General features: G+C 37.9%; 27 protein-coding genes. 19 read left to right on the top strand and 8 right to left on the bottom strand.

Translation table 11 applies throughout. From position 1 onward, the window contains the following. Positions 1-18: 18 nt before the first annotated feature. The 3 genes from I5435_RS21575 to I5435_RS21565 all read right to left on the bottom strand — a co-directional run bounded on the left by I5435_RS21575 (position 19) and on the right by I5435_RS21565 (position 3,739). Positions 19-1,341: a CitMHS family transporter gene (locus I5435_RS21575; RefSeq protein ID WP_229387964.1), complete on the bottom strand. Its 1,323-nt coding sequence runs from the start codon at positions 1,339-1,341 to the stop codon at positions 19-21. Positions 1,342-1,439: 98 nt separating this feature from the next. Further along, entirely contained in the window at positions 1,440-2,150 is a 711-nt protein-coding gene (locus tag I5435_RS21570) for a response regulator (RefSeq protein WP_229387962.1), read from the bottom strand. Next, positions 2,147-3,739, bottom strand: coding sequence for an ATP-binding protein (locus I5435_RS21565; protein WP_337982949.1), 1,593 nt, complete (start codon positions 3,737-3,739; stop codon positions 2,147-2,149). The genes I5435_RS21570 and I5435_RS21565 overlap by 4 nt, the downstream gene beginning before the upstream one ends. A gap of 171 nt (positions 3,740-3,910) precedes the next feature. Here I5435_RS21565 and I5435_RS21560 point away from each other — a divergent pair, with 171 nt between their 5' ends. From I5435_RS21560 to I5435_RS21545, 4 genes are all read left to right on the top strand, one after another. Next, on the top strand, positions 3,911-4,420 hold the full coding sequence (locus I5435_RS21560) for a DNA-deoxyinosine glycosylase (protein WP_025220783.1): 510 nt from the start codon (positions 3,911-3,913) through the stop codon (positions 4,418-4,420). An 83-nt stretch (positions 4,421-4,503) separates the two neighbouring features. Then, entirely contained in the window at positions 4,504-4,884 is a 381-nt protein-coding gene (locus I5435_RS21555; RefSeq protein WP_025220782.1) for a hypothetical protein, read from the top strand. 481 nt (positions 4,885-5,365) lie between these two features. Then, entirely contained in the window at positions 5,366-6,997 is a 1,632-nt protein-coding gene (gene abc-f, locus I5435_RS21550; RefSeq protein WP_024360826.1) for a ribosomal protection-like ABC-F family protein, read from the top strand. 160 nt (positions 6,998-7,157) lie between these two features. Continuing rightward, entirely contained in the window at positions 7,158-7,943 is a 786-nt protein-coding gene (locus tag I5435_RS21545) for a hypothetical protein (protein ID WP_024360825.1), read from the top strand. Positions 7,944-8,082: 139 nt separating this feature from the next. Here the strand turns inward: I5435_RS21545 and pdxR are convergent, their stop codons facing one another. Then, a complete protein-coding gene (pdxR, locus tag I5435_RS21540; protein ID WP_024360824.1) occupies positions 8,083-9,474 on the bottom strand; it encodes a MocR-like pyridoxine biosynthesis transcription factor PdxR in 1,392 nt (463 codons plus the stop codon). A 114-nt stretch (positions 9,475-9,588) separates the two neighbouring features. Between pdxR and I5435_RS21535 the strand changes: the two genes are divergently transcribed. Beyond that, positions 9,589-10,548, top strand: coding sequence for a proline dehydrogenase family protein (locus tag I5435_RS21535; RefSeq protein ID WP_108030781.1), 960 nt, complete (start codon positions 9,589-9,591; stop codon positions 10,546-10,548). 185 nt (positions 10,549-10,733) lie between these two features. Here I5435_RS21535 and I5435_RS21530 read toward each other — a convergent pair whose 3' ends face one another. Further along, positions 10,734-11,117 carry a DUF805 domain-containing protein gene (locus tag I5435_RS21530; RefSeq protein ID WP_024360822.1) on the bottom strand — a complete coding sequence of 128 codons (384 nt, stop codon included), beginning with the start codon at positions 11,115-11,117 and terminating at the stop codon, positions 10,734-10,736. A 567-nt stretch (positions 11,118-11,684) separates the two neighbouring features. Here I5435_RS21530 and I5435_RS21525 point away from each other — a divergent pair. Then, entirely contained in the window at positions 11,685-12,044 is a 360-nt protein-coding gene (locus tag I5435_RS21525; RefSeq protein ID WP_024360821.1) for a YybH family protein, read from the top strand. A 54-nt stretch (positions 12,045-12,098) separates the two neighbouring features. Here the strand turns inward: I5435_RS21525 and I5435_RS21520 are convergent, their stop codons facing one another. Next, positions 12,099-12,554 carry a GNAT family N-acetyltransferase gene (locus I5435_RS21520; RefSeq protein ID WP_108030782.1) on the bottom strand — a complete coding sequence of 152 codons (456 nt, stop codon included), beginning with the start codon at positions 12,552-12,554 and terminating at the stop codon, positions 12,099-12,101. 93 nt (positions 12,555-12,647) lie between these two features. Between I5435_RS21520 and I5435_RS21515 the strand changes: the two genes are divergently transcribed. From I5435_RS21515 to I5435_RS21460, 12 genes are all read left to right on the top strand, one after another. Continuing rightward, the gene (locus I5435_RS21515; protein WP_167492693.1) at positions 12,648-13,466 is read left to right on the top strand and encodes an alpha/beta fold hydrolase; all 819 of its coding nucleotides are present in this window, start codon (positions 12,648-12,650) and stop codon (positions 13,464-13,466) included. Positions 13,467-13,509: 43 nt separating this feature from the next. Beyond that, a complete protein-coding gene (locus tag I5435_RS21510; protein WP_337982948.1) occupies positions 13,510-14,079 on the top strand; it encodes a nucleotidyltransferase family protein in 570 nt (189 codons plus the stop codon). A 20-nt stretch (positions 14,080-14,099) separates the two neighbouring features. After that, positions 14,100-14,576, top strand: a complete 477-nt coding sequence (locus tag I5435_RS21505; RefSeq protein WP_337982947.1) for a DinB family protein — start codon at positions 14,100-14,102, stop codon at positions 14,574-14,576. Beyond that, positions 14,567-15,400 (top strand): AraC family transcriptional regulator, encoded by an 834-nt coding sequence (locus I5435_RS21500; protein WP_258842211.1) that lies wholly within the window; start codon positions 14,567-14,569, stop codon positions 15,398-15,400. Before I5435_RS21505 ends, I5435_RS21500 begins: the two co-directional genes overlap by 10 nt. A 306-nt stretch (positions 15,401-15,706) precedes the next feature. Next, positions 15,707-16,687 carry an ABC transporter substrate-binding protein gene (locus I5435_RS21495; RefSeq protein WP_337982946.1) on the top strand — a complete coding sequence of 327 codons (981 nt, stop codon included), beginning with the start codon at positions 15,707-15,709 and terminating at the stop codon, positions 16,685-16,687. 91 nt (positions 16,688-16,778) lie between these two features. After that, complete coding sequence (locus I5435_RS21490; protein WP_025220772.1) at positions 16,779-17,786, top strand: FecCD family ABC transporter permease; 1,008 nt, start codon at positions 16,779-16,781, stop codon at positions 17,784-17,786. A gap of 28 nt (positions 17,787-17,814) precedes the next feature. Beyond that, the gene (locus I5435_RS21485) at positions 17,815-18,810 is read left to right on the top strand and encodes a FecCD family ABC transporter permease (RefSeq protein ID WP_443136950.1); all 996 of its coding nucleotides are present in this window, start codon (positions 17,815-17,817) and stop codon (positions 18,808-18,810) included. Positions 18,811-18,839: 29 nt separating this feature from the next. Beyond that, on the top strand, positions 18,840-19,622 hold the full coding sequence (locus I5435_RS21480; protein WP_029747439.1) for an ABC transporter ATP-binding protein: 783 nt from the start codon (positions 18,840-18,842) through the stop codon (positions 19,620-19,622). Next, on the top strand, positions 19,619-20,398 hold the full coding sequence (locus I5435_RS21475) for an alpha/beta hydrolase (protein WP_337982944.1): 780 nt from the start codon (positions 19,619-19,621) through the stop codon (positions 20,396-20,398). The genes I5435_RS21480 and I5435_RS21475 overlap by 4 nt, the downstream gene beginning before the upstream one ends. 90 nt (positions 20,399-20,488) lie before the next feature. Then, a complete protein-coding gene (locus tag I5435_RS21470) occupies positions 20,489-20,956 on the top strand; it encodes a GNAT family N-acetyltransferase (RefSeq protein ID WP_337982943.1) in 468 nt (155 codons plus the stop codon). 5 nt (positions 20,957-20,961) lie between these two features. After that, the gene (locus I5435_RS21465; protein WP_337982942.1) at positions 20,962-21,636 is read left to right on the top strand and encodes a hypothetical protein; all 675 of its coding nucleotides are present in this window, start codon (positions 20,962-20,964) and stop codon (positions 21,634-21,636) included. Positions 21,637-21,706: 70 nt separating this feature from the next. Beyond that, a complete protein-coding gene (locus I5435_RS21460) occupies positions 21,707-22,219 on the top strand; it encodes a YfiT family bacillithiol transferase (protein WP_025220768.1) in 513 nt (170 codons plus the stop codon). Positions 22,220-22,304: 85 nt separating this feature from the next. On the opposite strand, the gene I5435_RS21455 is transcribed toward I5435_RS21460, so the two are convergent. Both I5435_RS21455 and I5435_RS21450 read right to left on the bottom strand, forming a co-directional pair. Then, entirely contained in the window at positions 22,305-22,937 is a 633-nt protein-coding gene (locus tag I5435_RS21455; protein WP_337982941.1) for an exosporium glycoprotein BclB-related protein, read from the bottom strand. Positions 22,938-23,243: 306 nt separating this feature from the next. Further along, positions 23,244-24,260 (bottom strand): hypothetical protein, encoded by a 1,017-nt coding sequence (locus I5435_RS21450; RefSeq protein WP_337982940.1) that lies wholly within the window; start codon positions 24,258-24,260, stop codon positions 23,244-23,246. A 224-nt stretch (positions 24,261-24,484) separates the two neighbouring features. Here I5435_RS21450 and I5435_RS21445 point away from each other — a divergent pair, with 224 nt between their 5' ends. After that, the gene (locus I5435_RS21445; RefSeq protein ID WP_024364611.1) at positions 24,485-25,123 is read left to right on the top strand and encodes a BMQ_0737 family morphogenetic spore coat protein; all 639 of its coding nucleotides are present in this window, start codon (positions 24,485-24,487) and stop codon (positions 25,121-25,123) included. Positions 25,124-25,175 lie beyond the last annotated feature (52 nt).

Below are 25,175 nucleotides of genomic sequence, written 5' to 3'. Positions count from 1 at the left end.
CAACTGGTTACTGCTAATTTAAATGGTAATAATCCCTATTGCTATTGCAATGCCTAGTAAAACAATGCTTAAACCCCACATCCAAAAGAAAGAGTATTTTAGGTGTTTTCCCATCTCTAAACCAGATAAGCCTAAAGCTAACCAGACAGCAGGGGCAAGTGGTGAAACAAACGTACCAACAATATTACCAATAATCATGGCATATGCAGTGGAGAGAGAGTCAATACCAAAAGATAAACCAATCTGTTCAACTACAGGAAGCAAGGCGAAATAATAGGCATCCGTACTTAATAATAAATCAAAGGGTACACCTAATATACCGATAATAATATGCAAATAAGATGATAGTCCTGCCGGTAAAATATTGACAGCATTATTGGCAATAGCATTTAACATGCCTGTGCCATTTAGTATGCCCAAAAATAAGCCCGCTGCAATAATAATCGACGCCATCGTTAACGCATTCGGAGCATGTGTCCGCACGCGCTCCATTTGTTCTTTAGGTGTACGATAATTAATGGGCAGAGCAATAGCTACCCCGATTAAAAAGGCTAATGCTGCCGGTACAATACCCGCGACTAAAACCCCGATTACCATGACGGCAATTACTGCATTCACCCACAATAGTTTTGGTCGTCGTAAAGATAGGTCTACTTCGGATGACACAACACCTTGTGTAATATGTTGGTCGTCATGCGTAAAATCAAGTGTGCCGTATTGCTTCAGAATACGGTGCTTTTCTCTAAAGCCAAGGTATAAGGCTAAAGCTAACATTAATAGAACACCAATGATTTGAATGGGTATTAACGGGTACCATAGTTCAGTGATATCCACCTCTAACACGGAAGCCACCCGCCCTAATGGACCTCCCCAAGGAACCATGTTCACCACTGCTGCAGCTCCAGCAATTAATAAAAGTAATAAGTATGGATTCATGCGTAAGCGTAAATATAAAGGCAATAGTGCTGGAATCGTAATTAAAAATGTAGAAGCACCAGACCCGTCTAGTTGAGCCACAACAGCAATTAGTACAGTTACAATAGCAACGACAACAATACGCCCCTTTGTAAGCGCAATCATTTTGTTGATCAATGGCTCAAATAATCCAACGTCCTGCATAATACCAAAGAAGATAATAGCAAAGATAAACATTACCGCTACGTTCATCACAGAACTTAGTCCGGAACTAAAGAATTCCCCTAATTCCTCGAAACGAAAGCCAGCGATAAAAGTAGCGATTATCGGTGGAATAACCATTGCAACAAGCGGCGAGACACGCCCACTTATTAATAAGGCAATAATGACGATAATGGTGATGAAACCAAGGATACTTAAGCTCAAAAAAACCCCTCCCTTTAATTGAGTATTCTGACTACTAAAAGGTAGCATGCTGTTAATAGGGAGGGAATAATATGGTCATAAGTTAGATAAGATACATACTATTCATTTTGTTCATAAGTTCCATAGTATATATATTTTCTTTCAGGTCTACCAATTGTTCCGTATATCGGTTTGATGTACAAAAACTGTTCACCAACTAAGTATTCTAAATAACGGCGGGCAGTTGAACGACTAGAACCGATGATTTCACTCAATTGTGAGGCTGTAAGTTCCTTGGTTTTTATTTTTTCGAAGACCTCTTTAACTGCCTGTAATGTGTGTAAATCAATGCCTTTTACAAAGGTATCTTCTGTAGCAGTAGATTCACGATAAAATATGGAATCAAGGTCAACTTGCGTGAAGTTTGATGTGTGTTGAAATAAATGAAATGTATGCAAATATTTTTTAAACGCTTGATGAAGTCGTTGTTGTTCAAAAGGTTTAATTAAGTAATCTAAAATGCCTAAATCTATGACATCTTTTATTAAATCTCTTTCTGTTGCAGCAGAAATAACGATTATGTTGATGGCAGGATAATGATGCCGTATATGGTGTACTAAAGAGCTCCCTTCGACATCAGGAATATACAAATCGGTTAAAATAATCGCTGGTAAGTTGGTGGATTGTTTTAGCTTTTCAATCGTTTCTTGCCCAGTCCGTAAATTTTCAGTAACGGTAAAACCACCTATTGTATGAACATAATCTGCATGAATGTTTGCTACTCTAAAGTCATCTTCTATAATCCATACACTTGTGCAGGCTGTTGTCATAAGCGCTTACCTCCTTTAGGAACGATTATTAAAAAGCACGCTCCTGATAAATCTCCAGCATCTAATAAAATATCTCCATTTATTTTTTCGAGAGCTTTTTTGCTGATTGTTAAGCCATGTCCTCGATCTAAGCTTTCCTTTGTTGAAAAACCTTTCGCAAAAATTTTATCGGTCAGCTTGTGGTCAATACCGGGGCCGTTATCTTGAATCTCCAATAAATAATGATTTTTATAATCGTTAATAGATAATTGAATTATTTTATCGGAGGACGGCAAGTTTTTTAAAGATTCAATAGCGTTTTGAAGAACATTGCCAAGTGCTGTAAGAATAGCATCCTCCTGAAGTTTAGATAATTTCATAGATGGGGGAATTTCCTTCAGCTCGAGTTTAATGCCCAGTTCCGTTGCTTCTGCCAGCTTCCCTTGAATTAATGCTAGGAGTAGAGGGGATGTGCCATTATTATTTAGAAAAGCTTGATGTTTAAGATGAATATTTCGTTGTTCTTTAATGTACTCAATTGCCTGATTGTAATGTTTAGAAAATAGCAAACCTAGAATAATATGAAGCTTATTCGCAAATTCATGTGTATAGGCGCGTTGCATATTGGCATACTGTTTGACTTGTTTCAGTTCATCAATAATTTTTTGGATGTCTACTTTTTTTCTAAATGTATATAAAGAACCTATTTTCCTTTTCTTTTCCACTAAAGGCGCTTTATTTAAGATGATAATATGTTCATTGAGTGTTAGCTCTAAGTTATGAATATGTTGTTCTGCAACGATTTTAGGTGTGAAAATGTGCTCGATTTTAGTTCCCATCCATGCTGAAATGGATTGATTGTGAGTAGAATCTAGCATTCCGTATGCACTTTTATTAATAGTGGTAATTTGATTTAAATGATCGACAGCAATAATCCCTTCTTCCGTCGTTTCTAAAATCACTTTGTTTTGTTGATATAATTTAGCAATTTGGATTGGTTCCATATTAAATAATAATTTTTTAATATAAAGAGAGATGGCGATTGCCCCAAGTATACCTATGAAAAGAATAATAATTGTGTAATTGAGCCACTTCATAAGATGGTCTTTGATGATTGTATCGATATGCGCGGTTAAAAAACCGACAGAAACAACACCGATAATGTTTTCGTCTATCATAATAGGGGCTTTACCTCGGATTGATTCACCTAAGGAACCAACCGTTTTAGAAATATAGGCTTGTTTATTTAGTAATGCAGCATCATTGTCCCCACCGACCATGGGATGTCCTATTCGATCTTTTGCGGGATGGGAATAACGAACACCTTGTGCATTGCCAACTACGATAAATGCTGCATTTATCTCCTCTCTTAAAGGTTCGACGATTGGTTGGATAATGTCACTTGGATTTTCATGCTCGAATGCTGTAATAATCTCCTCCATAGAAGCGATTGTTTTAGCAATATTCAATGCTTCCACGCCTATTTGCTTTTCTGTTGTATCTCGTATATGTTCTTGCAATAGATACATAAAGAGCCCACATATCATTAAAATTAAAATCGACATTAAAAAAATCATTTTAACTGTTAGAGACTGGAATAAACTTCTCATATTTCACCTCTAGATAGTTTTCGTTTGCCATCTTGTAAAAAGAGCGTATTTGGGAATAGAATAGCATACACCAAATAAAGAGTTCGAGTCATTTTATAGTGGCTAAATTAATCATAAAAAGAATTTTGCTGTAAATACTTAGCGTTACAATAAAAGCAAGGAGTGATGGCTATGTCAAATGAAGTGAAAAATGTACTGCCACCTGTTGTTGATGCTTCAACAAAGGTGCTTATTGTTGGCTCAATGCCAGGAAAGCTCTCATTAGAGAAACAGCAATATTATGGCAATCCGCGCAATCACTTTTGGGCTATTATTGGGCAAATTGTAAAGAGAACAATACCGGAAGATTATAAAATGCGAATAGAGTTGCTAAAGGAAAATGGGATTGGTCTTTGGGATACCATCGAATCGTGTGAGCGCAAGGGTAGCTTAGATGCCGCCATTCGCAATGAAAAACCAAATGATTTTAAAACGCTTTTTAAACAGTATCCAAATATAGAACTTGTGCTTTTTAATGGTGGGAAAGCTTTTGAAGTGTTTAAAAAGCATATTGGTGTTGAGGTTTTAGATGGACGAGCCTATCAAAAGATGCCATCGACTAGCCCAATCCCTGGAAAAAATATAAAATCCTTCGACGAAAAGTTAGCGGATTGGCGAGTGATGCAATCGTATTTAACGTAAACGAGGTCATATGGTAGGCTAATTGCTCAAGCGACTTTCGCCCCCTTACATATAGTGAAATATGTAAAAGGGGGGAGTTTGTATTGAATTTATATCCAAATAATAATTATGGGGAAAATTTCAGAGGTCCGAGTTGGAATGTTCCAGGTATTCCGCCAGTTGGACCACCACCAAATATGGGCCAACCACCAAACTTTGGACCACCGTCTTCTGGGCAAATGCCAATGAGTGCTCCACCAAACTTTGCTCCACCTATGCCCGCGTGGCATGGTGGCTCAAATGGCATTCAATCGTGTTTATTTAGAAACACGTATTTATGGATGAACAACGGAAGAAGTTTTTGGTTTTTCCCTACGGTCATAGGTAGGGAATTTATTGCGGGATTCCGATGGAGTAATAGATATGGATGGCGTTTCCGTACATTAACAAGAGACCATATTCTTTCGTTTGAATGTTTTAGATAATGGATTTAAATCGTAGGGATTCGAATGGAGCATGTAGAAAACTGCCGAAATTTAAGTGGGCATTGTGCCATAGCGATTTTCTAAAAGGCGCGAGATGAAAATACGAAGCGAATGTATTCTGTTTTTAAGTAATTGATGTTACAATAATTGTAACTAAACATGAAGGGACGATGGGTGGCTAATGATTAACTAATCTTATTTTTTGCACATGAAATGTATATTTCAATGAATCAAAAATAGGATTAGTCTGCCCATTTTCCATAAAGTGCACGATTGTAGGCTCAAACGCCTGCTATTGTTGAACGTATACTAAAAATGCAAATTACCGTACGAACGCGCTTGGTGTGGCATTTTTAGTATTGGAGCTTCTCATAATAAGGCTCAAACATTGAGCTTTTTTGTGTTTGATATTTCGCGACTAATCCTTCCAAAATAATTGGAGGGATTTTTTTGTCCCTCTATATAGAGAGGAACGGATGAAATGAAAGAACTTTTAAAAATACAGAATGTACAGTATGAGGTAGGAGACATACGGATTTTTGAACAGGTGACGGCAACAGTAAAACAAGGCGAAGTCATTGGTATTATAGGAAAGAATGGAGCTGGCAAATCGACATTATTACAGCTTATTCAAGGCATCCTAACTCCTACGGCAGGACAGCTAGTGCCGTTGCAGCATGTTAAAATGGCCTATGTGGAACAAGAGCAAGCAACTATCGACAGTTGGGAAGTAAGCGCAGAAGAAGCGGATTTACTTGCCAAATGGCATGTACCAAACATCGAGTTTGCAGCATTAAGCGGTGGAGAAAAGTTGAAAAGGCGACTAGCAAGAGGTTTTTCACAACATGCGCAATTACTACTGTTGGATGAACCGACAAATCATTTAGATGAAACAAGTACAGCGATGCTTATCGCTCAAGTAAAAAAATATGATGGTACAATTATTGTTGTTTCTCATGATCGTTATTTTTTAGACGAAGTTGCCACTAAAATATGGTCTTTGGAAGATGGTAAACTGCTCGAACATAGCGGGCATTATACAAGTTATATAGCGGCTAGAGAGCAACAAAGGCTAGCGCAACAACGCGCCTATGATAAGCAGCAAAAGAATATTGAACGGATTGAAGCGCAGATGAACGAGCTATCCTCTTGGTCGCAAAAGGCACATGCACAATCGACCAAGCAGGAGAGCTTTAAAGAGTTTTACCGAGTAAAAGCAAAACGAATGGATGCACAAGTAAAATCAAAGAAAAAGCGCTTGGAAAAAGAGTTAGCAAAGAACAAAGTTGAGCCGCCTAAGCAAGAAGAGGAAGTGCGGTTTTCAGTAGAGACAAACCAGCGAGTAGGCAAACGATTTTTAGAATGTAAGCATGTAACAAAATCTTTTGGTCAGCGTCTTATATTTCAAGATCTAACAATGACAATACAATTTGGTGATAAAATTGCCATTACAGGTCCAAATGGTAGTGGCAAAACGACTTTATTGAAGGTGCTGACAGGACAAGAAAAAGCAGATGGTGATTTGTGGATTTCACCGGCAGCTACTATCGGCTATTTAACGCAGGATGTATTCGATTTGCCATTGAATCTTACACCAGAGCAATATTTTCACAAGGAGACATTCGAGGAAAGAGGGAAAGTCCGCAATGTCATGAAACATTTAGGGTTTACTGCAAGTCATTGGACAGCACCTATTGGCAATATGAGTATGGGCGAGCGTGTGAAGTGTAAGTTGATGGCGTATATTTTAGAAGAAAAGAATGTTCTAATTTTAGATGAGCCAACGAATCATCTTGATTTGCCTTCAAGAGAGCAATTAGAGAAAACGTTGGAGCTATATACAGGTACATTGCTCGTTGTGTCGCATGACCGCTATTTTATTGAGAAAACAACAAATATTGTGTGGCAGCTTGAAAATAAAGGAATCGTGAAAAAATGGAGAGAGAGCATACCACAGCAACAAAATGATACAAGTGCACAACGGCTAAAGTTAGAAAATGAAAGACAAGAAATACTTGGCAAACTTAGCTTTCTAACCGCCAAAGATAAGGAATATGCTGTGCTTGATCGGAAATTTAATGAGTTGACGAAGCAAATTAATGAACTCCGCTAGTTTGACGTTTAAGACAGCAAAAAGTGGGGAACATTAACGTAATTTCAGTAAACAATTGCTCGCTTTTATAAGTTGGAGACTCTTATGAATGTCATAAATCTTCGGGCACACTCGAAAAATTAGGACGTAATAGATAAAAAGCAAATATTGAGGTGTCTAGATGAAAAAATTATTTTTTATAACTATACTAACGATTAGTATCATTAGCGCATGTACTGAAAGAGATACGAATAGTAAGCAAGATACACAACAAGACCATCAATGGAACGAAAATAAACTTTGTATTTCTGAAACAACATCTAAAGACACAGTCTCTTCTTTAACGCAGGCAGAAGCATTGAAAACAATAAAGGAGCAACTTGGAACAAAACTAGCCATTGTTTTGCCAACGAATGTTCCACTAACGGAAGGAGCTTTTTTAACCGCAACAACTAAAAGTGAAGAACAACAAGCTGAAGTTCTATTTCTAGAAAGTAAAGAGTATCTTCCGGTTAATGATGTAAAGCTAAAAAATGCAACGGCCGCAACTGCGATTGCCAAACTTACTGTAAAGCTCTATGACAGTATAGATGAGGCAAGCGAACAGATTGCTTATGAAGAATTTAGTAAAAATGGAGGGCAACAAGTTCCGCTTGGCTTCAATATGACTGGTTATCAGGATGCAGGCGCAGGCTCGTTATGGATTGGTTGGAATGAAGGAAGATGGGCAATAGCAACTCATACCCGAACAGATAATCCAGAAGCTGGAGTAGAGCTGGCAAAACAAGCAGTACAATATTTAGAATCCCATACACTTCCAATCCCACACGAACACGGTATGGTACATTTAGATGTTTATAAAACAGGAAACTTAATCGTATGGCAGGATGGAAAGCTTGTCTATACGCTTGATTCCATTAAGGACCCGATGAAGGCACTTGCAATGGCAACAGCTTTTAAGCAATAATAAGTAACCCCTGAGCGCAAGTACGCTCAGGGGTTTTTAATGACTTATTAGCTTTTGTAATAGCCATGTTAATTATGCATTTTACCAATTCAAATGCGACAAGTTATGCGAACTTGGTGTTAAGAGCATTCATTTCTTTTTACTTATGAAAGATTGCACGAAATAAACGCGTTATGCCTTCTTGTATTTCATCTTTCTTTAAATGTCCGAATCCTAAAATAATTTGATTGTTATGTTTCCCTTTACTAATGGAATGATCTTCTACGGGATATACTTTCACACCAAATTGCTCAATTTTTTGGAGTAATGCGCTTGAGAAATGAATGTTTTGCATTTCTACAACGAGGTGCAATCCAGTGGAATAGCCTAAAATTTTTATTTTATTTGAAAAAGTTGTATGTAAACAATCGATAAGAAAATCTCTATTATTCTTATAATACTTTTTCATTTTTGCAATATGTCGTTCTAAGTAACCCTCTTTAATAAAACGAGCAAGAATAAGCTGATCTATCGAAGGTGTGTGTAAGTCAGAAAACCATTTAAGCTGACGGCATTTTTCAACAAGGTCTATTGGGAGAACCAAATAACCAATTCTTAATGCGGGTGAAAGAATTTTACTAAAAGATCCAATGTAAAGCACACGATGGGGGTCTAATCCTTGCAATGAACTTACAGGAGGACCTTCATACCTAAATTCACTATCATAATCGTCCTCTACCAAATAACATTCTTTGTGCCTTGCATAGTTTATTAATTGAATTCTGCGTTGGATTGGTAAAGTACCCCCTAATGGAAACTGATGAGAAGGGGTAATAAAGATGAATTTTGGCTGTCGATCTTGCGGTAGTAAGGCTGTTCGCATACCGCATTGATCGACAGGAATAGCATAAATAGAAGCTCCAGAAGATTTAAATATCGTTTGAATATCATTTGTAATGGGGTCTTCCATAATCGCTTCATCATTTGCTAACAAAAATAATCGAGTGATAACAGTCAATGCTTGTGTAGCGCCTGAGGTGATAACAATTTGATCTGGATGACAGTCAACACCCCTCGTTCTTAGTAAATAGTTGGCTAATTCTTCTCTTAATTCATATCGACCTTCGGGTTGATCGTAACCAAAAATGGCAGGATTCGTATCGTTCCAGATATTATGGGATAATTTAGCCCATGTTTTCCGGGGAAATAAGTCTAACGCAGGTATGCCCGAACGAAAATCAATTTTTGGTGCTGTTGTTTTGTTTACTATCTTTTTTTGAACAGTTTCTTTGCTAGATAGAGTTAAGTGGGCGCCATCTGCAACAAATGTACCTGAGCCCCTATGGGAAACTAAAAATCCTTCTGCCACGAGTTGCTCATAGGCTTCTAATATGACATTTCTGGAAACATTTAATTCAGAACAAAGTTTACGTGTGGAAGCCAATCTCTCCCCGCTTTGTAATGTTCCATTTAAAATTTTTTCACGAATTTGTCGATAGACCTGTTTATTTAATGGTATATCTAACGCTCTATTTATAGGTATCCATAACATGTTTGCTTTACTCCTTCTTAAAATTGGTACCGTCAAAATGTATAATAAGTGGCTCTATTTTTACCAATATTACCATGATAGAGTAATTTTAAATAATACACAGGAGATGAATAGATGAAAAAACCACAAGAGTTAGTTATGGAAGCATTGAAGTCGGCTGCAAGAAATAATCAAATGAAAGATGCATTTCAACAATCGAAAGAGCTGTATCCATTATTGTTGAAAGCCGCAAAAAGATATGTGGCAGGGGAAGTTAGAGCAGACGCCATTGCTGTAGCAGAAAATTTATTAGCGAAAGATTATCAAGTTTCACTGGAGTTTATAGGCGAAAATACTGTGCATCTTGAGGAATGTCAAAAGGCTGTGAAGGAATTTATGACGCTAATTGATGAAATGGGTACGCTGTCTTTGAAGCAAACCGTATCGTTTGATTTGTCGCATATAGGACTGTCTATAGACAAGGAAATTGCTTATAAACACTTGCTTCAACTTGTTCAGCATGCTAATACGCATGGCATTATTTTAATGGTTAGTATGGAGGAATCTTCAAAGACAGATGCTATTCTCGACATTTATAAAAAGATAGCGGCGCAATACGACAATATCGGAATAACCGTACAAGCTCATTTATACCGCACTGAAATGGATTTACAAGAGCTTGTTCAATATCCTGGAAAGATACGAATAGTCAAAGGGGCATTTCAAGAGCCAAGTACTATTGCGATGGAGAGGTCAGAAGCATTGAATCGTCGCTATCTACAATTTATAGATCAGTTAATCAAGTGGAATCATCCTTTTTCAATAGCAACCCATGATGAAGCCCTTATACAAGAGATGGAACAACGTCACTATTTTCACCAATCAAATGTAGAAATCGAGATGCTTTATGGCATTCGTCCAGATTTAATTCGAAGTTTACAGCGAAAGGGATATAACTGTAAGGTATATCTGCCATATGGGCAAGAGTGGTATTTATACTTGTGTCATCGTCTTGCTGAAAACCCAGAAAACTTATATTTAGCAGTAACAGATATGTTAAGTACATCATTACTAGATAGCAATCAAGGCTATTGATGAAACAAATTATTTCAGAGGGTGTTTTGAAAGTTGAAACATAGGAGAAAAGTGCATTGAATGGATGGGATTTTACAATGACGTTATAGAATAATATGTATCGTTAAACGCCCGTGCAACCGCAAGGACGCTCATATGTTCATAGAATATTATGTTTTGCAAGTATGTTTAGACTATGTAGATACTCACACACTATATGAAGAATCCGACTGTAAAGGTTTTTGGCTTGGACCCCAACGATTTGTCTGTGGCTGACTATCAAGCACTGTAAATACAAATAGTACGATTGCTCCAAAGGGGATGAAAATGATTAAAATCCATGCTCCACTGCGCCCTATATCATGAAGACGGCGGACCGTCACAGACAAACTAGGAATCATAAAGATTATTCCAAACAACGTGCTGAGTATTCCCACCTCTGGTGAAAATTTGAGATTTAGCATCTCTTCAATCATTACTATTACAAATGAAATAATAATTCCGAAAAGGTAGTACATCCAATATTCTTGTCGTCGAGCGCGACCACTAAAATTGAATGTGTTCTTCAAGGCATGTACAAACCACTTCATCAAAATGTCTCCTTACTAGAAATCTAAAATAGTTTATATTTAAGAGAGAAGGATGTATAGAGAATTTAATTGATTCATCTAACATAAGACTTTTCACTGTTGTTGTTCCCAAAGGTTGTTAATCATTATTTTTAATGGTTGAAATTCAATAAATCAACTTCTTTCTTAATCTTAATAATGCTTGTTATGAAATAGGTTGCATTTTTTCCTTAATATGTATTATATGTTATACTAAATACAATATAAGTCAATTAGAATAATGTTGAAGAACTACTAGAATACCATGTATCTATTACAGTAGATACATGGTTAGAAAACCGTTTCTAGTGCTCATGTTTTTCTTTGCTATATAGTAAAATGGTTATTTAGAAGTAGATGGTGATAGTAAAATTGAGCTTAAACTAGTTTAAGGCGAAGATGTACATGAAAACAGAGAACGAAGAATAAAAGTGAGTTTTAGTATCAACAGTAAAAAATTGTTGAATGAATAATTCTTGAACAAGTAACTACTTTGTCAGAACACAACTCAGTTATACCCTACACAACTTCGCAGAAGGAGGTATAAAAATGGGCTATCAACAAGCTTTATCACGTTATATTGACGCAACAAATACACATGATTTTAACAACGTCAAAGCATTATTACATCCACAGGCGGTTTATTGGTTTACGGATCGAACATGCACGTCGCTAGAAGAAATAGAAGCTTATTTCAAGCATGCATGGCATGTTATTCAAGATGAGGTTTATCGTGCAACCAATGTACAATGGCTTACTGCTGATGAAAATGCCGCTACATGTATCTATACATACCATTATGAAGGCTATCACAACGGCACATTTGTATCAGGTAGCGGGAGAGCAACGAATATTTTTACTGTTATGAATAATGAGTGGAAACTTATTCACGAACATTTAAGTAGCTAAGGTGACCTTAAAACCACTTGAATTAGTAGCAATGACAATTGCCTAGCACCCTTTTTAATCTAGCTTTGCCGCATAAATGCGAGAGCTTTCTCCCCAAGGGTGATAGCCAGTACCGATATAGGAAAAGCCATAGCGCTCATATAGACCGATATGATCTGTACAAAGATAGAGCTGTGGAAAACCATGTTGCTTTGCATCCTTCTTAGCTTGCTCTAATAGCAATGCACCATAGGCATGACCACGATGGCTTTCCTCAATATACACCGCACAGACCCAAGGATATAAATCCATCCGACTTATAAAGTCATTGGTAATTAAACCAGCACAGCCGATGATTTCATCATTATTCATTAATACATACCACTGTGGGAGCGGTACCTGTGCATCGATGCAATGGGCAATACAATCCTCATAGAGCATCATATTTTCCTCACTTGCCCATTTGCTCTGAATATAACGGGTCGCCATTTCAGCATAGCTTGGCTCCTTGCGTATGGAAATAATCTTCATTTTCGCCACCCCTTTGAAAAGTTAATAGATACGGTTATTATTGTAATTAATGGAAACATCAATAAGCAATAATAACTTGGGGAGGCTATAAACTTGCAGCAAGAAATCTATCAATGGGGACACGCCCAACATCCCACTTTAGTTTTTTTTCACGGTCTTGGTAGTACAGGTCTAGCATTTGGCGAACTAGCAAATTATTTACCAGCACATCATATCGTATCATTTGATTTACCTGGACATGGGTATGCATCAGCCTTGACAGAAGAAGCGGCTTATCTCCCATCAAATGTAATAGCATTAATCGAAAAGATGCTAACACAAAAGTTAGGTAATAAAAAATTTTATCTTATCGGACATTCTTTAGGTGCAGATTTGGCTTTACATTACGCAGCTACTTTTCCAAAGCAAATAGCTGGTCTTATTTTATTAGATGGTGGCTATTTAAGTTCACAAGATATGGGGATGACAGTAGAAATGGAGTTGCAGAACATTGAAAGTTTCTGTAACGATGTTAGATTCTCCTCTTGGGATGAATTTTTTCAATCGGAAAAAGAGGAGCTTTCGCGCTGGTCTGCTGAACTGGAAGCTGCTTCGCGTGCACAAGTAAAAGCATTGGATGGCGAAATTAGATTAGCTCTTTCCACGTTTACAGCACAATCGCTAATTAAAGGGCTTGATGCTGAACCCATTCGTCACAAACTTCAGCATGTGAAGTGTCCAACTTTATTGGTAAGTGCTACAAAACCTATTGAACTGGAACAAGTAAGAAATAAAAGTATAGCGGATTTCCAAGCAAAAGTAAGCAATGTTCAGGTAGAGCCTGTCCCGAATGCAGGGCATGATATTTTCCGCGATGCACCTGAGAAGGTAGCAGAAAAAATAACTGCATGGCTTGCTAATAATAATGGCTAAAGAATAATCGAAGCTGTACATTTAAAATAGGGGTTTAAAATAAATGAAAAAGTTACAAACAGAACGAGATTTAATAACGTTAATTGAATCTGATACGTGGATGATGAAAATTTTGCGCTGTGTAGAACAACAACAGTTACCCGACAGTTGGGTTTGTGCTGGCTTTATTCGTTCCAAGGTGTGGGATTATTTGCATGATTATCAAGATAGAACGCCTTTAGCTGATATTGATGTTATTTATTTTGATAAGCAACTAATTTCAGAAGAACAAGAGAAGCACTATGAACAGCATTTATTGGAACTCTTACCAAAAGAACCGTGGTCTGTGAAAAATCAGGCGAGAATGCATATCGTAAACGCTAGTGAACCCTATCAATCGTCTATTGATGGCATGGCACATTTTCCAGAAATCCCAACAGCGATTGGTGTAAGGCTTACAAAAGGTGTACTGGAATTGGCTGCACCTTATGGCATACAGCATTTACTGTCGGGTATTGTAGCACCGACCCCGTTCTTTTATAAACATACACAACTGCATGAGATTTATCAAAAGAGGATTAATAATAAACAGTGGCAATCTAACTGGCCAAAACTATTTATAACGACTCGATAGGCTAAAGGGGCGAAAAGAGATTGCATCAAGAAAAAAAGCAAATACTTATGCATTATGAAAAATCTATATTGTGGTTAGAGCACCTGTTAGATGTTACGGAGCAACAGTGGCGCATGCCAATCCAGCAAGGGAAGTGGACAGTAGCAGAGGTTATTGGACATCTCATTCCGTGGGATCAATTTATATTAAAGGAACGTTTGCCCTTTTTATTTTCAAAAAATCAGCTACCGAAAGGACCAAATGTAGAACAGATGAATGCTCAAGCAGCAAGTAGTAGCCGTTTACAAAGCAAAGCGCAAATAGTGCAGACATTACTGAAGTGTCGGCGTTTACTGTTACAAGCGCTTCACGATTTACCGGATCAACAGTGGCAACAAAGTTTTAAGATTGGTTGCTCTGAACTTACACTTTACAGTTATTTTACTGGATTGGTAGAACATGATCAGCATCATTTTTTACAAGTACAAAGTGTGCTAGGTGAAAAGCAATGGATATAAATATAAATCAAATCATTGATTATTATGCACAAGCAACAGTCAATTTTGTTGATATTTTCACAAATACAATGGAACCAGGACGAAAGGATACAGGACGTACTACTGCGCCTGGGAAATGTGGTTTAGTTTTCCCATTAGCTGGAAGTGCGTCTTTTAGTTTTAATGGGACACCCTATGCGATGGTGCCTGGAATGGTTGTCCATGCAGGACCACAAATGCCAATTGAAATTCAAGCGACTGGCGATAAGATATGGGAGTACGCAGTGGTTCATTATATACCATCAAAAGACATGGTGCCTTTCGCATTAGCCAATCAGCATTTTGCCATTCATACTGGAGATTATTCAAATATTATTAATCTTGTACAACAGTTAAAAGAAAGCTATGCCATGCCAGGGAGTATGGCGATTTTGAAATCTAAGGCAATATTTATGAATTTAGTGGAAGCTATCTTAATTTCAGCAAAGATGAAGATTCTTGACTCGGCAAATGAAATGATGGAACAAGTCGTTCAATACATACACGAGTACTATGCGAGACCACTATCGGTATCCAATATTGCGCAAGCATTCGGTGTCGAGCGTCGAAGATTAGCTTATCTTTTTGAACAACATACGGGCATGAATCCAAGTAGCTATTTAACAGAATATCGCATACGGCGGGCAAAAGACTTGCTAAGATATTGCAATTTTACGGTGGCAGAAATTGCTGAATGTGTAGGCTATGTTGATAGCTTTTATTTTAGTCGGGTATTTAAAAAAAACACAGGCATGTCTCCCACAGCATTTCGAAAATTAATGATGGAAGAAGCCAAATATGTATAAAGCAGACGAGGGAAACCGCCAATAAAAGCACATGAATCGCCAGTACACCTGCGCACAACAAAAGTGTTAGATTGATTGCAGTCAATCTAACACTTTTTCTTTTTTAGTGCAGGGTTTTTGATAAATATTTTCGGCAAAAGTCCATATAGAAAACGAAATTGTCCATTCACAACTATTTTTCTCTTTGGTAGGATAGAACACGTAAATGATAATGACTATCAATTAATTAGTGGATTGCTATTGACTTATTAATGAAAATGATTATCATTATCGTTGATAGATGACCATGATGAGGAGAGATTTAATGTGAATAAATATATCAAAATGTGTGCGCCTGCACTTTTAGCACTATCCCTTGCTGCTTGTAATACCGATAAAGCGGCAGAGTCTACAGCAGTAAAAAATGAAGCGGTTACAAGTTCTACAGAAACACAAACAGAACAAGCAACAACACAGAACATTACATATTTAGGCGAAACGTATGAACTACCAGCAAAGGTAGAAAATATTGTAGCGGCAAGTTTAGAGTCTATGGAAGATGCTGCAATGCTGGGTATTAAACCAGTGGGTGTACTCGATATTGGTGGCAAAATTCCATCCTATCTTACAAAGGAATTAGCAGGAGCCCAACTTGTAGGCAATAAAATGGAGCCAAATGCAGAGGCCATTTTAGCACTGAATCCTGACGTTATTATTGGGACATCCAAGTTCCCAGAAGAAACGGCGGAAAAGCTCAATAAAATTCAAACAATGATTCCTTACTCGCATATTTCAACAAATTGGAAGGAAAACTTAACATTGCTCGCACAGCTTACTGGGAAAGAAGAGGATGCTAAAAAAATCATTGCAGACTATGAAACGAAGGTTGCCGATGCTCAAATGAAATCAAAAGAGCAACTAGCAGACAAACAGGTGTTAATTGTTCGTTTGCGTGGTGGCGTTATGTATATCTATCCTGCGGGTGTTTACTTAAATCCTGTGCTTTATGAAGACTTAGGGGCACCAGTTCCTGAAATCGTAACAACGACGAAGGCACAAGCGGAACTTTCACTTGAAACGTTAGCGGATATCAACCCGGATGCAATTTTCCTGCAATTTGAGGAATCTGAAAATACAGATGCTCCGAAAGCATTAGAAGATCTGCAAAAAAACCCAATCTTTGCAAGCCTAAAGGCAACTAAAAATGAACAAATTTTTGTTAATGCCATTGAGCCTCTAGCTCAAGGTGGTACTGCTTGGTCTAAAGTGAAATTCCTAGATGTTGCAACGGAGAAATTACTTAAATAGATGAAATAGGCTGGTAGTAGAATTGGTGGAATCACCGGGCTATTACCAGCCTTTTCATAAGATAACGAATAAATAGAAAAAGGTGTCGCAGTTGAAAAAAACAAACATAGTATCATTTTCTATATTGGTAGCTTCACCTTTCCTCATTGCGATTGTGGCTTTAATGTCTATTATGTACGGGACAAAGGATATTAGTGCCTTAACAGTGTGGCAAGCCATAACAGTATTTGATCCTGCAAATATTGACCACCAAATTATAAGGACTAGCCGTATGCCTAGAATGTGCGCCGTATTGCTAGTAGGTGCGTTTTTAGCAGTAGCGGGTGCAGTTATGCAAGGTATTACTCGAAACTATTTAGCATCGCCATCCTTAATGGGCGTTAACGATGGTTCAGCCTTTGTTATTACATTAGCCATTGTATTCTTTCCTGGACTCCCAAACTATCAAATGATATTGCTATCGATGCTCGGCTCAGCATTAGGTGCTGGCATTGTTTTCGGCTTCGGTTCCCTTATTCGAGATGGGCTATCGCCAGTTCGATTAGCCATTATAGGGACGGTTATAGGGACATTTTTAAGTAGTATAGCGACAGCGATTGCAATGTATTTCCAAGTATCACAAACGGTTAGCGCTTGGTATAACACAAAGGTACATATGGTCGACAATAGTATGCTCTTACTATCCATTCCTTTTGGCTTAATTGGTCTAATGCTGGCGTTATTTTCGGCAAGGGCCATTACAATCACCGCATTAGGTGATGATATTGCTATAGGTCTCGGACAAAAAACAAAAGCAGTAAAAATGGTTAGTATGCTCGCCGTCGTATGTTTAACAGGAACTGCGGTTGCACTTGTAGGAAAAATTGCTTTTGTTGGGCTTGTTATTCCACACATTACACGTTTTCTTGTTGGCGTGGATTACCGTTTTATTATCCCATGTGCAGCACTAATAGGTGCATTCTTCTTAGCCCTTTGCGATGTGCTCAGTCGTTTCGTTAATTATCCATTCGAAACGCCCATTGGTGTATTAACTGCACTGGTCGGTGTTCCATTCTTCTTATATTTAGTTCGTAAGCACGGAGGTGAAAAGCGTGCATAGTAGAGCTTCCCGTGTAGTCATTACGGTCATCACTATACTTCTTTTATTAATTTTAGGGACAAGCTATCTTCATTTGACAAATGGTGTTTTTGATATGTCCGTAATGGATGTACTAAAAACACTCTTGCGAATTGAACCCAACCTGAAATTTGATCTTGTTATTTTTGAATTTCGTCTCCCACGAATAGTCATCGCGGCACTTGTTGGGGTAGGGCTAGGAATGGCGGGAGTCGTGTTACAGGGTATTACACGCAATGGCTTAGCAGACCCTGGAATTTTAGGCATTAATGCTGGCGCGGGTGCAGCAGTTGTTATTTTTATGTTTTTCTTTCAGTTACGTGTGGTCACAGCGGATATCAGTAGCTGGTTATCCATTTTAATGATGCCGATTTTTGGTTTTGTTGGTGGTACGATGGCCGCGGCTTTAATTTTCTCCTTTGCGATGAAAAATGGTCATTTAGATATGCAACGTTTGATTTTAACAGGGATTGCTATTAATAGTGGTTTTGGCGCGTTATCGTTGTTTCTATCATTAAAAATGAATGCACAAGATTATGAGTCTGCTGCCGTTTGGATGGCTGGTTCTATCTACAATGCCAATTGGATTTTTGTCGTGTCGATGTTGCCATGGCTCCTATTGTTAGGTTTTTATGTTTATCGAAAATCGTATTTACTCGATTATTTTCAATTGGAAGAAGACAGTATTACGAGCTTAGGCATAGCGCTGGAAAAGGAAAAAATGAAGTTATTATTGGCGAGTGTCGGCTTAGTGAGTGCCTGTGTATCCGTTTCGGGGAGTATAGGCTTTATAGGGTTAATGGCGCCACATATTGCAAAACAGCTTGTCGGTATTCAACATCGTTATGTTATGCCGGTAAGTGCGCTTATAGGGGCTTGTTTACTAGTGCTAGCAGACTTTATTGGTAAGACGGTGTTTGCACCTTCAGAGTTGGCTGTAGGCATTGTTGTGTCCATTATTGGTATACCTTACTTTTTGTATTTGTTAGTAAAGTCAAAAGCTTAGGGGGAAATCGTGTGCAAACTGCATTTAGAATGGAAAATTTATCTTCAGGTTATGAGCATGTCCGTGTATTTGAAGGGTTGAATTTAACGATAGAAGAGGGCAAAGTGACAACGATAATAGGACCAAATGGTTGTGGCAAATCAACATTATTGAAAACAATTGGGCGCATTTTAAAGAAGCAACAGGGAATCGTTTATTTGCAGGAACAAAATATGCAAAATTTATCGACCAAAGAAATTGCAAAAAAGTTAGCGATCTTATCCCAAACACCGATTGCACCAGGACAGTTAAAGGTAGAGGAGCTAATTGCATACGGTCGTTATCCACATCGTCATAATGTCAATCGTTTAACGAAGAAGGATGAAAAAATGATTGAGTGGGCCTTAACAGTTACAAATACATTGGAGTATCGCAGTCGTGAACTCGCACAACTTTCAGGAGGGCAACGACAGCGTGTCTGGTTAGCAATGGCATTGGCGCAAGAAACGAGTATTTTGTTGCTAGACGAGCCCACGACTTATTTGGATATGGCACATCAGCTAGAAGTGCTTGATATCGTAAAAAATTTAAATGAACAACATGGCTGTACGATTGTGATGGTTTTACATGATATTAACCATGCAGCGCGCTATTCAGACCATTTAATCGCTATGCGTCAAGGTGTTGTAGTGGAAACAGGTACTCCACAGGAAATTTTATGCGCGGATGTGATGCGCAAGGTATTTAATATTTCTGCGAGAATTATGGAAGATCCAGCAACAAACACCCCTGTATGTTATGGCTATGATGTGTTAAAGGAGGGAGACAAATGATTGTTGGACAAGTAGACAGTGTATCTGATTTTTTTTGCTATGAAATGACGTCGATGTTTACAGATTATACGTATTCGATAAATGTTTATGTCCCTCAAGGGCAAGCACCTAAAGAAGGCTTTCCTATAATCTATGTATTAGATGGTTCGTCCTATTTCCAGTACGTGAAGGAAGCCATCCGTCTACAAAGTCGTAACGCACCTAAAACGGGAGTATTACCTGCCATTGTTGTCGGTATCGGTCATCTAGCTGATATGAATGAACGCCGTTTCTACGACTTTACAGCACCTGCAAAAACGTATAGTTATCCTGCCAGATTTAAAGGCAAAGGTTATCATCAGCATGGAGGGGCAGAAAACTTTAGTCGCTTTTTACAGGAGGAATTAAAGCCGCGACTTTCTGAACAATTTCATGTAAATGAACAGCAACAAACATTATTTGGTCATTCGTTAGCAGGTTATTTCGCACTATGGCAATTATTAAATAATAGAGGTAGTTACCAACATTATATCGCTATTAGCCCCTCAATCTGGTGGAATGAACATGAGTTGTTTGCTAGAGTAAAGGCTTTTATGGAAGTGCATCAACATGTGAAGGAAACCATATTTATTGGCGTAGGAGAATTGGAAACGTTTATGGTAGAAGATGCGCGACAAATAGCGGATCAGTTAGAGAAAGTAATGGACATAGTCTTTTATGAGGCATTAAGCGAAAACCATGCATCTGTAGTCCCTACTGTTATGAGTAGAGCCATACGTTTTGTGCATAAAAATTAAATTTACAGCCGCATTATCTTAGGTAATGCGGTTTACTTTTGGATAAAAATACAATAATATGTATTTAAAATCAAAAAAGGTGTGATATAAGTGGGCGTTATTTTAGCAGATAGTCAACATGCACACATAGTGCATAAAGTCATGATGCAAGCTTTTAAAGAATATGAACATGCAACACCGCCGTCTAGCGCATTAAGCGAAACAGTTAGCTCAATTGAACTGGCACTACAAAATGGCGAGCAAGCTTTTATTAGTTATATGGAAAATGAACCTGTCGCGATGGTTCGATTTACATTGAATGATGAGGGGATATATTTCTTCCGATTATCTGTAGTTCCGGAAAAGCAAGGTCAAGGTTTGGCCAAGATGTTAATAGCTGAAGTTGAAAATTATGCGCGTGCTCAAGGCAAAAGTGTAAGCGAATGTAAAGTCCGTATGAGTGTACCACGTAATATTGCATTGTATCGTGCATTGGGATATGTTATTACGAAAGAAACGATGGCAGAAAATCTTAACGGTATTTCGCTTCCTGTTGTAACAATGGAGAAGACACTGTAGGGGGCATGTATTTGAAAAAAAGAATAGGCTGTTTGCATGCACATCATTCAAATATAGACTACATAGAGCAAGCATTTAAGGGTTTTCAAGAGATAGAGCTAGTGCACTTTGTTGACCCGGGACTCATTCAGCATGTGACAAAGGGTACTGATCATTTGTCCTTAAAGGTAAAAGAGCAATTGGAGTGGATAGCAAGCTGTAATATCGATGTCATTTTGATTACATGTACAAATTACATTGCATTGTTAAAAGAAGAGCAACTGTTATTATCTATACCGATTATAAAAATGGATGAACCTTTTTTTCAAATGATATGTGAAGAGACACAGCCCCAATTTATTCTTTTTACAAACCCTGCAACGGTAGATGGAACGATGGAGAGACTTTACCAATATGCGAAGCGCCATAAGAAGGGCATCAATGTCCAGGTGAAGGTACTAGACAATACATTTGACCTCATTATGCAAGGGAATAAGGCAGCGTATAACAATGCAATTATCCAAAATTTCCGGGAAATAATGAATGATGGGCTGCGGATTGCTGTTGCACAGCTTTCGATGGTTGAGGCCGCACAACAATTTGAAGAGGAGTTCGGTGTAGCCATTACACACCCATTGTTATCGTTAGTGGAATTTTGGAGACTCGTTGATACAAAATGTGCAAATCCTGATAAAAAATAAAATGAAAATGAAATGAAACTTTTAAATTGGTAGTATAATGAATTTAGAAATAGAAACGGGGGCGAGCTAAATGAACGATTTACGCTATCCAATTGGACAATTTCGATTTCCAGAAGTAGTGACCGCACAGCATGTACAGAAATGGATTGATGATGTCCGTCTATTGCCGAGGCAATTAGCGGAAGCATTAAGTGGAGCAAGTGAACAATCATTAGCAAAATCCTATCGAGAGAACGGTTGGACAGTCACGCAATTAGTCCATCATCTAGCGGATAGTCATATGAATAGTTTTATTCGCTTTAAGTTAGCTTTAACTGAAGATACACCGACAATTAAGCCCTATAACGAAGAACATTGGGCAATGCTCCCTGATTCAGATATGCCAGTTGCGACTTCCTACAAGTTGCTAGAAAGTTTACACGAACGTTGGGTCTATTTGCTGACAAGTTTAACCGATGAGCAATTACAAAGTGCATTTCACCATCCAGACAACGGGTTCATGACGCTTGAAAAAGCACTCGCTCTGTATGCATGGCATGGAAAGCATCATCTTGCGCATATACACAATGCTCTTGCAAAATAGATAAAATAGGCGACTTTTTCTCACGTTTGAGAAAAAGTCGCCTCTTAATATTTTTGTTAATGCATGCTACTAAACATGTATCAAATTATACAATTGTAATACCTGCACTTGCAGTACCAGTAAGTGTTTGAACAACAGCTACACCAGTTGTAGTGATGGAGTACACCATTATGAGTTTGTCACCAGCAGAAACTGCTACCGGTGCAAAACTGCCTGAACCAAACGCTGTAGCACCTAATGATACTGCTCCTGTAAATGCTGGAGCTAAGTTAACTGTAGCATCTGTAGCAGTATAAGTCGTACTTCCAGCAGGTGCACGATAGATTGTCGCAGTAACTGTAGTAGAGCCCGCTAGAGCAGCAATGGCAACTGTAGCAGAGAATGATGCAGATAAACCTGTAATACTACCAGCACGTGGTACTGTAAATGCTTCTGTTACAACGCCTGATAAGTCAAGCGTGTTACCTACAAGCGTTACACCAGGAACTGCAGTACCGAATCCGATAAGAGATGGTGTAGTGATAAGCCCATTAACTAAAGAAGTTAACACAACAGGTGTAACCCCAGAAGAGAATGGAATAATGGAACCGCCTGTAGCTGGTTGTGATGGAGTGATACATGCAGCATCAACCGCTAAAAATGGACCTAATGCATGACATTCCATACCTCTAGATGAGCAACCACATCCGCTATTAGACATAGGATCATTTAAGAACATATTTACACCTCCTTTCTTCATTATTCTATTCATAGAGGAATAGAGTAAAAGGGCTATTAACTACATACATAAAGCTATTTTTATCTTCATTAAAAACTAAAGAAAGGTTATATGGCGTAACATGATAGTCTATCGTCTATTTGATAAATGTCACAGCTAAAAATACGCAACCATCAATGTAAATGAGGGGAATGTGGACATGAAAAAGTCCAATAGGTATTGTGAATACTTATTGGACCGTTTCATATAGGAATTGTAATGGCTATTTTCATGGTATTGAATGGTTTTTCCTCCGAGGCGTTCAAACTAATTACGTCTACGAAATAGATTGAAAAATAAAGAATTTTTTTCTTTTTTCTGGTCTACTTCTATTACTTCTTCTATTGCTTCTTCTACCATTACCTTTTCAACAATTTCTAGTTGGTTGCTAGCTTCTTCATTCGTTGCTATAAGCGGCGTATGTTCTTCTATAACTAAATCATGGTTGTCGAATGTTTCAGCTTCCGTAGCAGGAGGCATAGTTGGAGTATCTACCGTTGCCTGAACTAATGACGAAGATTCTGTTAGCACCAAGTCATTAGCTATGGGTGCTGTTAAACTATTCGTTTCCAAGATGCTTACAGGGACTCCCTGTGTATCTGCTGCATTTTTAAAGTGAAAAGTCGATTCTGCGGTAGTGTTTCGATATAAACCGTTGTAAATATGACTTGGATGGGTATTAATTGATTGAAAATAATGTTGGTTAAAATGACGTTCTTCATGTTTTTTATCGGAATTAGGATTAGGTGGAAGATGCATGCCTGTGTTTATATTTGTTGCTTTGCCAGCCAAACTTTGAAGAAATTGATAAGTTGGTTCGGTCGTACGTAATGATGGTTGTACAGCTGTTTGAGCTATTTCTTCTAAAAGCTTTTTTGTAGGGTTGGCAATATTTTTTAACGAGTTGTCATCAACATTCGTAAAATGAGTATCTGTTGGCGGTGATGCCCCATTGTTATCAACCGTTATTATTTTATTTAATACGGCTAAAATTTCCTGATTCATTTCTTCTATTGTTTGATTAAGGGATTGTATTTGAATCGAAAGCTGCTTTACTTGTTCCTCGTATTCTTTAATTTGTAAGCTTTGCTTATCATCAATTGTTTCAGTTAAGCCCTCTATATGAGCGATTTGCATTTTCAGCTCCTCAAACTCATTCTTCACAAATAGATAATCTTCAATTGAAGTACCCGCTTTTAAAGTAGTTAGCGTCTCTCTATAGGAATCAATTTTTTCTTTCAATTTTACAATGTCTTGAGTGGAGTACAACTTCGAATCTTCCATTGCATTTCACCCCTTTCAGTCCATTAGTATTTTATTAAAAAACTCTACGTTCTGTTACAAAACCATGTAAACAGCCGAGAAGAAAGCAACGTATTCTATTCACTACTCGGGCAACAGCATCTCTTGAATAAATATCCTGTAAATTATTTGTTAGCCCATGCACTTAACGCTAAAAAACATATGCTACAAACGAAAGATAAAAAACTTATGGAGGTGTCAAAAGGATGCAAGATAATATGCCATCCCAGGCGCGCGAACTAATTTGTATAAATGTCGATAAGGTATATGACTGGATTGTAAAGGAAATGTCATTTGATATTTCGCCAACAGGTGCCATTACTTTCCCTGGTATAACACCAACGACAGTTTTAACAGGTGCAACTGTTACGTGTAGAGTAATTCCGGCTGCGACAAACCCAATCGTGATTCTTAATCGTGAGAATCGCCAATTCTCTATTGATGGATCAACAGTTTGTCTGCAACACTTGAATATTCAAAAGAACTTCATTCTTACAATTGTAGTTACTTTACCAAATGGTACTGTGTTTACAAGCAGTGAGATTCCGGTATCACGTTGTGAACAAGTTACATTATGTGCACCTAAAGGAACAGATGTTGAAATTCTTTATACAGATTTAGATTGCTTCGTGTGCACAACAGGTACGCTTACTGCTGGTACTGGAACAATTACATTTTCTGCGTTAACAATTACAGTAGCAGTATGTCAAAGTATTCAATCTACGTTCCCAGTTACTGTAGAGTTCTTAGCAAACTACTGCGAACCAAGAGCAGATTTACCATTCTCATGCCCAACTGCGGTTCGTCCAAAACAATGTTCCGTTATTTTCCCAACAATGGGGTAATGGTGCTAACACATAAGAAGTTGTCATAACATAAAGAGAGGATTATCCTCTC

The sequence above is a fragment of the Lysinibacillus sp. C5.1 genome, assembly GCF_016350185.1.
Taxonomy (GTDB): Bacteria; Bacillota; Bacilli; order Bacillales_A; family Planococcaceae; genus Lysinibacillus; species Lysinibacillus sphaericus.
This window is presented reverse-complemented; position numbering and strand designations above follow the sequence as displayed.

Coding starts and splice junctions, on each gene's coding strand:
- I5435_RS21530 (WP_024360822.1), bottom strand. CDS start 11,117: ATGAAGTGGTTTGTACATGCCTTGAAGAACACATTCAATTTTAGTGGT.
- I5435_RS21535 (WP_108030781.1), top strand. CDS start 9,589: ATGAAAAAACCACAAGAGTTAGTTATGGAAGCATTGAAGTCGGCTGCA.
- pdxR (WP_024360824.1), bottom strand. CDS start 9,474: ATGTTATGGATACCTATAAATAGAGCGTTAGATATACCATTAAATAAA.
- I5435_RS21500 (WP_258842211.1), top strand. CDS start 14,567: ATGGATATAAATATAAATCAAATCATTGATTATTATGCACAAGCAACA.
- I5435_RS21525 (WP_024360821.1), top strand. CDS start 11,685: ATGGGCTATCAACAAGCTTTATCACGTTATATTGACGCAACAAATACA.
- I5435_RS21570 (WP_229387962.1), bottom strand. CDS start 2,150: ATGACAACAGCCTGCACAAGTGTATGGATTATAGAAGATGACTTTAGA.
- I5435_RS21475 (WP_337982944.1), top strand. CDS start 19,619: ATGATTGTTGGACAAGTAGACAGTGTATCTGATTTTTTTTGCTATGAA.
- I5435_RS21520 (WP_108030782.1), bottom strand. CDS start 12,554: ATGAAGATTATTTCCATACGCAAGGAGCCAAGCTATGCTGAAATGGCG.
- I5435_RS21545 (WP_024360825.1), top strand. CDS start 7,158: ATGAAAAAATTATTTTTTATAACTATACTAACGATTAGTATCATTAGC.
- I5435_RS21465 (WP_337982942.1), top strand. CDS start 20,962: ATGTATTTGAAAAAAAGAATAGGCTGTTTGCATGCACATCATTCAAAT.
- I5435_RS21510 (WP_337982948.1), top strand. CDS start 13,510: ATGAAAAAGTTACAAACAGAACGAGATTTAATAACGTTAATTGAATCT.
- abc-f (WP_024360826.1), top strand. CDS start 5,366: ATGAAAGAACTTTTAAAAATACAGAATGTACAGTATGAGGTAGGAGAC.
- I5435_RS21565 (WP_337982949.1), bottom strand. CDS start 3,739: ATGAGAAGTTTATTCCAGTCTCTAACAGTTAAAATGATTTTTTTAATG.
- I5435_RS21480 (WP_029747439.1), top strand. CDS start 18,840: ATGGAAAATTTATCTTCAGGTTATGAGCATGTCCGTGTATTTGAAGGG.
- I5435_RS21445 (WP_024364611.1), top strand. CDS start 24,485: ATGCAAGATAATATGCCATCCCAGGCGCGCGAACTAATTTGTATAAAT.
- I5435_RS21450 (WP_337982940.1), bottom strand. CDS start 24,260: ATGGAAGATTCGAAGTTGTACTCCACTCAAGACATTGTAAAATTGAAA.
- I5435_RS21455 (WP_337982941.1), bottom strand. CDS start 22,937: ATGTTCTTAAATGATCCTATGTCTAATAGCGGATGTGGTTGCTCATCT.
- I5435_RS21460 (WP_025220768.1), top strand. CDS start 21,707: ATGAACGATTTACGCTATCCAATTGGACAATTTCGATTTCCAGAAGTA.
- I5435_RS21560 (WP_025220783.1), top strand. CDS start 3,911: ATGTCAAATGAAGTGAAAAATGTACTGCCACCTGTTGTTGATGCTTCA.